A 2,043-nucleotide genomic window follows, 5' to 3' on the forward strand; every position below is an offset into this window, starting at 1 on the left:
CATCACCATCAGAAGAATCAGGAAGTAAACCTAAAATAAGTGGCATACTAACCGCAAAAGCAAATACTATAGCACCTATTATAAGTGCTTTAGTTGCAGTCTTGTTATTCGTTTTTCTAAGTTCGTAAGCACCATATGCTTTGTTACGACCTTCGAAAACAATATCAAGCCACTGGTTTGTGAATATATCTAATTTCATTTTTCTTAATTATTAGGTTATTGAGTAATTGAAAATATTAATTACTTTCTAACAATTTTAATTCTGCTGGAGTGAAATCATTAACGATAGCATTTGAAGGAACACCTACTATAGCCATTTCATCAAGTATATCTACCAAATTACGGTAATTTGATTTTTTTCCTGGTTTAATAATAACAATTAAACCTTTGTCTGCACTTCCAGAGTATTCAACTACTGATTTTTTTCTTTTTAATAATTCAGCACGTATACCTTCTTTACCATACGCTATTTCTTTAGGGCCAGCAATAGGCGCATCAAACAATCCCATGTAATACACAATCTTGTTGTTGTCACCTAACATAACTGTTAAAGTACGATTTTCATCAACTTTAATTGGTTTTTCATCAGGGTTATCTTGTTTATCTGGTAATCCCAAAGGCATCGATTGTGGTTTTGACAAGGTAGTGGTCAACATAAAGAATGTAATCAACAAGAAAGCTAAATCCACCATTGCAGTTAAATCTACTTTTGAGTTGGATTTTTTACTTCTTACCTTACCACCTTTTTTGCCATCACCGTCGCCAGTATTTAATTCAGCCATTTTAGTGTATTTTTTTAATTATTTCTCAGTTGCTCTTAAACCAGTAACCAAATTAAAGTTATTGATTTTTTGGTCTTGTAAAATATCCATTACTTTTTTAATAGCAGGATACTCCTCTTTTGCATCACCTTTTATGGCTATTTGCAATTCTTTGTCATTCACTTTGATATTTGCAATTCTAGAATTGTAAATCCATTCTTTTAATTGATTATCAAGAGAATCTTTAGGAACACCTGGCTGAACACCTGGTTTGTTTCTATCCGCAGTTTTCATTGCAATAAGCTGTTTCAGGTTAGCGATTGGAACTCCAATACCTTCCATCAAAGCAAATGTTTCTGTTTCACTTTCAGTAAATTCAACACCATATTTTTGACCCATCAATTGCAAAGCTTCTTTACGAACTTCTCTACCTTTTAAATCATAAAATACTTTTCCTTTACCTATGGTAACGGTTGCTAAATTATCTTCTGGCAATTTAGACTGAACTGTTGATGCAGGGGTATCAACTGGCAATGCTTCAGGGATTTTTGCAGTTGCAGTCATTACGAAGAATGACAACAATAAAAAAGCCACATCACACATAGCAGTCATGTCCGTAGACCCTGCTTTTTTCTTCATTTTTATAGCCATTAATATATTTTTTAAAATTTACAAGAAAGCAGCAGCAAAAATTGAGCTACTTTCTTGCAAAATAAATTATTAATTATTTTTGAGCACTTCTGAAGTGTCTGTATGTGTTCACAATTGTATTACCAGCCTCATCAATAGAATAAGTCAAAGTATCAATTTTAGAAGTAAAGAAGTTGTAAGCAATAATTGCTAAAGCAGAAGTAGAGATACCTGTAGCCGTGTTAATCAAGGCCTCAGAGATACCATTTGCAAGAGCAGCTTGATCAGGAGTACCTGCAGCAGATAATGCACTAAATGCTTTAATCATCCCCGTTACAGTTCCTAACAATCCTGCAAGAGTTCCTAAAGATACCATTGTAGAAAGTACAGTCATGTGCTTCTCTAACATTGGCATTTCTAATGAAGTAACTTCTTCAATTTCTTTGTGGATTGTTTCAGCAGCAGCTTCACTATCAAAACCTTCTCTTTTAACTTCTTGGTATTTCAATAAAGCAGATTTGATTGGGTTAGCAACAGAACCTTTTTGTTTGTCACAAGCAGCAATAGCTCCTTCAATATTTCCAGCTTTAATATCTTTTTGTAAGTTAGTCATGAACTGATCAAGATTTCCTTTACCAGCTGCTTTTGAAAT

3 protein-coding genes and 1 pseudogene are annotated in these 2,043 nt (G+C 33.5%); all 4 read right to left on the reverse strand.

Translation table 11 applies throughout. The features are described from left to right. Positions 1 to 199 (reverse strand): annotated as a pseudogene (locus DNC80_RS14120) (energy transducer TonB); the annotation flags it as partial. Positions 200 to 236: 37 nt separating this feature from the next. Then, positions 237 to 782: a biopolymer transporter ExbD gene (locus tag DNC80_RS14125; RefSeq protein ID WP_182651761.1), complete on the reverse strand. Its 546-nt coding sequence runs from the start codon at positions 780 to 782 to the stop codon at positions 237 to 239. A gap of 18 nt (positions 783 to 800) precedes the next feature. After that, complete coding sequence (locus DNC80_RS14130) at positions 801 to 1,400, reverse strand: biopolymer transporter ExbD (RefSeq protein ID WP_255493257.1); 600 nt, start codon at positions 1,398 to 1,400, stop codon at positions 801 to 803. A gap of 85 nt (positions 1,401 to 1,485) precedes the next feature. After that, positions 1,486 to 2,043 (reverse strand): MotA/TolQ/ExbB proton channel family protein (locus DNC80_RS14135; RefSeq protein ID WP_182651763.1); only part of this gene is annotated, 558 nt, incomplete at its 5' end.

Origin of the sequence: Flavobacterium sp. SOK18b (assembly GCF_014156605.1) — a bacterium.
GTDB classification, from domain to species: Bacteria; Bacteroidota; Bacteroidia; order Flavobacteriales; family Flavobacteriaceae; genus Flavobacterium; species Flavobacterium tiangeerense.